Raw genomic sequence first — 6380 nt, 5'->3', positions numbered from 1 at the left:
AAAAAAATGAGTGGTCTAAAAGCCCTGTGATGGGGCTTTTATGTGTGAAAGTTAATTTTTGTGGGTTTTTTTGGGCTGCACTTGTTTTTTTGGACCAACCGTATAACTTTGCGAATCACTGATTAAAACAGTAAATTGAGTGCTGAGGGGCATTCCACAATAGGGTATCGTAATTAGTAACTTCTAACAAACAATAGTTTAATTTTTAACACTAAAATTTCAATCAACATGGCTGAGACTAAAACAACTGTGACTGCAGCTACAGCTAAGGCTTCTTCTCATCAACCTAAGTCATCCAACTTGTTCGCGACGTTGGCTGTGCCTATCTGCTTAGTGATAGGTTTTCTGTTTTACTTTTTTGTATTAGGTAACCCAGCTAACTTCCAGGGTAACAATCCTGAAGGGCATCCAGTTGATTCTGGTATCGGCAAATGGTTTGCTACTGTTTACAAAGGTGGTTTGATCGTACCGATCCTGATCTCCGTATTACTGGTTTGTTTGACTTTCGTGATTGAGCGTTTTCTTTACCTGTCAAAAGCAAAAGGTAAATTCAGCGGTTCTGAGCTGGTACGTAAAGTACAGTATCACCTGGCTAACCGCAATATAGATGCAGCACTGGCTGAGTGTGACAAACAAAAAGGTTCTGTGGGTAACGTACTGAAAGCTGGTCTGAAAAAGTACAAAGAAATGGTTTCTAATACTGAGCTGGATACAGAGCAGAAGATTCTGACCATTAAAAATGAAATTGAAGAAACAACTGCACTGGAACTGCCAATGATGGAAAAGAACCTGGTGTTCTTGTCTACTATTGCATCCGTAGCAACCCTGTTAGGTCTGTTCGGTACAGTATTGGGTATGATTCGTGCGTTCGCAGCGATGTCTTCCGGTGGTGCACCAGATTCTGCACAGCTGGCAGGTGGTATCTCTGAAGCATTGATCAATACTGCACTGGGTATCGGTACTTCCGCTGTTGCGATTGTAATGTACAACTACTTTACTACCAATATCGATAGCATCACTTACGCTATTGACGAATCTGGCTTTACTTTAACACAGAGCTTTGCAGCTAATCACAAATAATCTGAGATTATTTTGTGGAAAGTAAGCGGTTTTGAATCTATTTAAAGTAAACCATAAAACAGAGTAAAGATGCCTAAAGTTAAAATGCCAAGGAAAAGCACCGCCATTGACATGACAGCAATGTGTGATGTGGCTTTCCTGCTATTAACTTTCTTTATGCTGGCAACTAAGTTCAAACCGGATGAACCGGTAACAGTAGTTACCCCATCCTCTATAAACACCACCCTTTTGCCTGATTCTGATGTGTTGTTATTCACAGTAGATAAGGATGGTAGAGTGTTTTTCAGCATGGATGGCCAGCCTAAAAGAAGAAAGCTGATAGAAGATCTGAATACGCAGTATAAGCTGAATCTGGATGAGAAAGAAATGAAAAACTTTGTTACCGGAGCCAGCGTAGGAGCACCTATCAAAGATCTGAAAGCTTACCTTGGCCTCACAGAGGATCAACGTAAAACTTCCGGTCTGGATAAAGGAATCCCTACAGATTCTGCCAACGGTGAATTAGGAGCATGGATTGATTATGGTAACGCAGCTCAGGGTACAAGCCTCAATAAAGTGAAGTATTGTATTAAGGCGGATAACCAGACTCCTTATCCTAAAATCAAAGAAATTCTGGAAACTTTCAAAAAGAAGAAAATCCAGAAACTGAACCTGGTGACTAACCTGGAAGAGGCGCCTAAAGGCACCGCTGCCTGGGAAGAACAACAGGCTGGTGGCAAAAAGAAGTAAACGACAGCAAATGCTTCCTGACCAGGAAGGCTGTTGATTTAAGAACTAAAAAAAATTGGCTACTATGGCAGAAATGGATACCAGTAGTAGTGGTGGGAAAGGGAAGAAACACGGTGGGACGAAATCCAAGAAACAGTCTACCCGTGTAGATATGACACCCATGGTGGATCTAGGTTTTCTGTTGATTACCTTCTTCATGCTTACCACTACCATGTCCAAGCCCAAAACAATGGACTTGATCATGCCAAAGGATACCGAAAATGAAAAGGACCAGAACAAAGTAAAAGAAAGTACGGCCCTGACCATTTTACTCGGAAAAGATAATCGTGTTTACTATTACGAAGGTTTGGCACAAGACCCTAATGCGTCTGCTAATCCTGACTTCTTCAAGGCAACATCTTTTGCCAACACCGGAGGAATCAGAGATGAGATCATTAAGAAAAGGGACGAAGTTGCCAGACTGAGAAATGCAAAAGGTGAACCAGAAGACGTTGTAGTGATTATAAAGGCTGACGATCAAGCCAATTATAAGAATTTCGTTGATATCCTTGACGAAATGGCGATCAATAGAATTCAGCGTTACGCAACCGTAGACATCAGTGACCAGGATAAAAAATGGATACAGTCTACAGAAGCAGCTAACGGTGTTCCTTCTACGACTCCGCCACCAGCTAAATAGTTTTGTGGAATAATTATTTTTTTGCATCCATCATAAAACAACAACAATGGATTCTGCTAAAGTCTTAAAGTCCGATTTTCTTGATATCCTGTTTGACGGCAGGAATAAGGAATATGGGGCGTACGATTTGCGGAGACAGTATAATAAGCGTGTGCGGAATGCCATTTTGGGAACCGCGTCATTGTTTGTAATATTCTTTGCAACGTACATGATATCACAGTGGGTTAGAGCTTCAGAGGGAGATAACCTCAAGAAGCCGGTGATACAGGAAATTAAGATGGAAGATGTGAAGTTACCGGATGATCCGAAAACGCCACCTCCGCCACCTCCGCCGCCTGCGCCACCGCCACCGGTAAAACCGTCAGTACAATTTACTCCTCCGGTTATTAAGAAAGATAACGAAGTACCACCGGATGAGGAACCTCCGAAACATGAGGACATCAAGGACAAAGCCATCAGTACTAAAACTGTAGAAGGTGATCCAAACGGTATCGATCCGGGATTATTGGAAGATAGTAAAGGTACCGGTGTAGTAACCGCTCCTGCTGCTCCTGCTAAAGAGGAAATTTTCACCTTCGTAGAACAACCTCCAACCTTCCCGGGTGGTGAGGAAGCACTGGCGAAATACCTGAGTAAAAATATCCGTTACCCACGCGTTGCGCAGGAAAATGGTATCTCCGGTACAGTATTCGTTCAGTTCGTAGTAGACTCTGAAGGAAACATTAAAGACGTTAAAACAGTAGGTGCCGCAAAAGGTGGTGGCCTGGAAGAAGAAGCTGTTCGTGTGGTGAAAACCATGCCTAAATGGAAAGCTGGTAAGCAAAATGGCCGCCAGGTTTCTGTACAGTTCAACCTCCCTATCCGCTTTACTTTGCAGGAGTAGTACTGTATCAACATAATTTTCAAAGGTCCCGTTTCAACATCGTTGGAACGGGACCTTTGATTTTTACGACCATTGGTGGTAGCGCCGATTATCGTAAATTTGTGCCCTTTGGGAATAATCATAAACTAAACAGGTATGCTGGGTAAACTAACAGGATTTGATGATACTATTGTGGCAGTGGCTACCGCACCCGGCCTCGGCGCCATCGCGGTGATAAGACTGAGTGGCCCCGGTACCTATGCTATCTGTAATGGATTGTTCCCCGCCAAAGATCTTACCCAACAAGCCAGCCATACCCTGCATTTCGGCAGCATCGTTTCCGAAGGCCGCGTACTCGACGAAGTAGTAGTAAGTCTGTATAAAGGCCCCCGCTCTTATACCGGGGAAGATGTGATAGAAATTTCCTGTCACGGATCTCCCTATATACAACAACAAATCATTGACGCCACCATCAAATCCGGTGCACGTCTCGCTAAACCTGGAGAATTCACCCAACGGGCCTTCCTTAACGGTAAACTCGACCTCACACAAGCTGAATCAGTAGCTGACCTTATTGCCAGCAACTCCGCGGCCTCCCACCAAACCGCCATGCAACAAATGCGTGGAGGCTTCTCTAAGGAATTGCATGCCCTGCGTGAGCAATTAATTACCTTTTCCGCCCTTATAGAACTCGAACTGGACTTCAGCCAGGAAGACGTGGAATTTGCCGATCGTACGGGTTTATATGCCCTTGTTTCAAATGCTACCGGCGTACTGCAACACCTGATCGACTCCTTCCGCATGGGCAACGTCATTAAAAACGGCGTAAACACCGCGATAGTAGGTAAACCCAATGCAGGTAAATCTACCCTCCTCAATACCCTCCTCAATGAAAACAGGGCTATCGTCAGCGATATTGCAGGTACTACCCGTGATACCATCGAAGAAATTCTCAATATTGACGGCATCCTCTTCCGCCTCATCGATACCGCCGGCATCCGCGAAAGTCTGGATACCATCGAAAGCATAGGTGTGCAGAAAACAATGGAAAAAATCAAAGAAGCAGGGGTTGTCGTTTATTTGTTTGATGTGAATGAACTATCGGCCACGGATATACGTAATCAGATCAGCGCTTTTGAAGCCGATAATATCAACTACCTCCTCGTGGGCAATAAAACAGATATCACCGGGGAAACAGCTATCCGTACTAAATTCTCTGATACCCCAGATATACTTTTTATCTCCGCAAAAAATCATGCACATATACAAGACCTCAAAGATGCATTGGTCCGCAAAGTATTAGCCGGCGAGGTAAATACTGAAGATACCATTATCACCAACGCACGACACTATGCGGCACTACAGGAAGTACTGAAATCATTGCAGGATGTGAAAGAAGGCATGGATAACGGATTGCCCGGGGATTTGCTGGCACTGGATATCAGACTTTGCTTGCATTACTTGGGAGAGATTACCGGAGAGGTGACGAATGAAGATAGGCTGGATTATATTTTTAGTAAGTTTTGTATCGGGAAGTAATCAAGTTTCCTTTAATATGCTTTTTCTTGCCTTTTGTGCTATGATAGTGGGTTTCACTTGCTCATAGTTATGCTTTCTTTGCCTTTAATTAGCGTTTTCCTGTTGTGATGTTGGTTACTAATAGAAAAGTCCGGGACTTCGTGGCATGAATCCGGGAGTAGAATGATATGTAATGATACTCAAACGATACGGTATGATACGGAATGATACGCTCTGCTCCTTCTTATTAGTAACCCAAAATCGGAATTATCATGAGCAGTAATATGCGACTGAATAAGGTTTGCCAGCATTGCCAACAGGAATTTATCGCTAAAACAATGCTTACACGGTATTGCTCCCATGCTTGCAATAGAAAAGCGTATAAACAGGCAAAGCGGGAGGAAAAGCTGAAATCCGCAATTGATGACGTAAGTGTACAACAAACCGTTGCATCGGCGACTATTTCCTGGAATACATTGGAAAATAAGCCGCTCTTAAATCTTAAAGAAGCGGCGCAAATGCTAAATATTAGCCCTTTGACGTTGCGTCGGTGGATTAAGAAAGGAGTTGTCTCTAGCAAAAAGTTAGGTAAGAAGCATTTAATTGATTGGAAGGCACTGGATCATCTGGAAGCTCAATGAAATCTAAAAGAATTTATTCTTTAATACCCGTTGGCCCGTTGGTGATAAGCAATTTCTTCTAAGGATGGCGCTGCAGGTCATTATTATTTATAGAATAAACACTGTACTTTTGCATTTTGAAGTAATTTATGCTAAATTAGGTTACATGAAAGATCCTTGTATCCGCAAGCTGCTTAGGACTACACAATTATCACATTTTTTGGAAGATCCTAACTCCAAAGTCGTTGAAGAATTTACTTTGCCAGTTGCAAAAGCAAGAATTGATGTTGCCGTAATAAACGGTTCTATACATGGCTATGAAATTAAAAGTGCTTCCGATACATTACAAAGACTTCCCTCTCAAATTGAAGCGTACACAAAGGTTTTTGATTACTTATCAGTAGTAACGGAGAACAAGTATTATGAAAAAATTGTTGCTTGTGTTCCTTCTTGGGTGGGTATAATAGTGTGCGATGATAAAAATGGTATTAAGTCAATAAAACAGCTAAGGAAGCCCAGACTAAATAAAAGAACGGAAGGATTTTTTATAGCCAAATTGTTATGGCGTGATGAACTTATTGATAGCTTAATTGAACATAAAATACCATTTCGAAAGAAAGATCGAAATTGGTTGCTTTGTGAAGCACTTTCATCTCATCTTGACAGCAATGCCATTTCTTTTATTGTTCGCGAGAAACTAAAAACAAGAGGTGATTGGAAAAATTGATTTTACAAAAGACTATGAAGCAAGGTAATATGGTGGTTTTGGCTGATTTCAACCCAGCTTCTCGCATTCCCAGTTTTCCTGTTGGGGTCTGTCAATACTTGACGAGCATAGAAATCTATTCGATCGTCACCCCAAGAAAAAGTTAGTCCTGAATAATCAGGGCTT

General features: G+C 42.3%; 8 protein-coding genes. 7 read left to right on the top strand and 1 reads right to left on the bottom strand.

Features of this window, described 5'->3' with window-relative positions:
- Nucleotides 1-228: 228 nt before the first annotated feature.
- The 7 genes from VIP81_RS24650 (at nt 229) to VIP81_RS24620 (ending at nt 6215) form a co-directional block, all read left to right on the top strand.
- Nucleotides 229-1080: a MotA/TolQ/ExbB proton channel family protein gene (locus tag VIP81_RS24650; RefSeq protein WP_133808392.1), complete on the top strand. Its 852-nt coding sequence runs from the start codon at nt 229-231 to the stop codon at nt 1078-1080.
- A gap of 69 nt (nt 1081-1149) precedes the next feature.
- On the top strand, nt 1150-1809 hold the full coding sequence (locus VIP81_RS24645) for a biopolymer transporter ExbD (RefSeq protein WP_331967591.1): 660 nt from the start codon (nt 1150-1152) through the stop codon (nt 1807-1809).
- A 64-nt stretch (nt 1810-1873) separates the two neighbouring features.
- Nucleotides 1874-2488 carry a biopolymer transporter ExbD gene (locus VIP81_RS24640; protein WP_331967588.1) on the top strand — a complete coding sequence of 205 codons (615 nt, stop codon included), beginning with the start codon at nt 1874-1876 and terminating at the stop codon, nt 2486-2488.
- 208 nt (nt 2489-2696) lie between these two features.
- On the top strand, nt 2697-3371 hold the full coding sequence (locus VIP81_RS24635) for a TonB family protein (RefSeq protein WP_331967586.1): 675 nt from the start codon (nt 2697-2699) through the stop codon (nt 3369-3371).
- Between the two features lie 135 nt (nt 3372-3506).
- Complete coding sequence (gene mnmE / locus VIP81_RS24630) at nt 3507-4889, top strand: tRNA uridine-5-carboxymethylaminomethyl(34) synthesis GTPase MnmE (RefSeq protein ID WP_331967584.1); 1383 nt, start codon at nt 3507-3509, stop codon at nt 4887-4889.
- 251 nt (nt 4890-5140) lie between these two features.
- Nucleotides 5141-5509, top strand: coding sequence for a helix-turn-helix domain-containing protein (locus VIP81_RS24625; protein WP_331967582.1), 369 nt, complete (start codon nt 5141-5143; stop codon nt 5507-5509).
- Nucleotides 5510-5654: 145 nt separating this feature from the next.
- On the top strand, nt 5655-6215 hold the full coding sequence (locus VIP81_RS24620) for a sce7726 family protein (RefSeq protein WP_331967580.1): 561 nt from the start codon (nt 5655-5657) through the stop codon (nt 6213-6215).
- A 2-nt stretch (nt 6216-6217) separates the two neighbouring features.
- Here VIP81_RS24620 and VIP81_RS33810 read toward each other — a convergent pair.
- On the bottom strand, nt 6218-6380 hold a 163-nt coding region (locus VIP81_RS33810; RefSeq protein WP_414649380.1), incomplete at its 5' end, for a beta family protein.

This window comes from Chitinophaga sp., from assembly GCF_036566945.1.
Classification (GTDB): Bacteria; Bacteroidota; Bacteroidia; order Chitinophagales; family Chitinophagaceae; genus Chitinophaga.
Note: the sequence above shows the minus strand (reverse complement) of the source record. Positions and strands in the feature narration are given on the sequence as shown.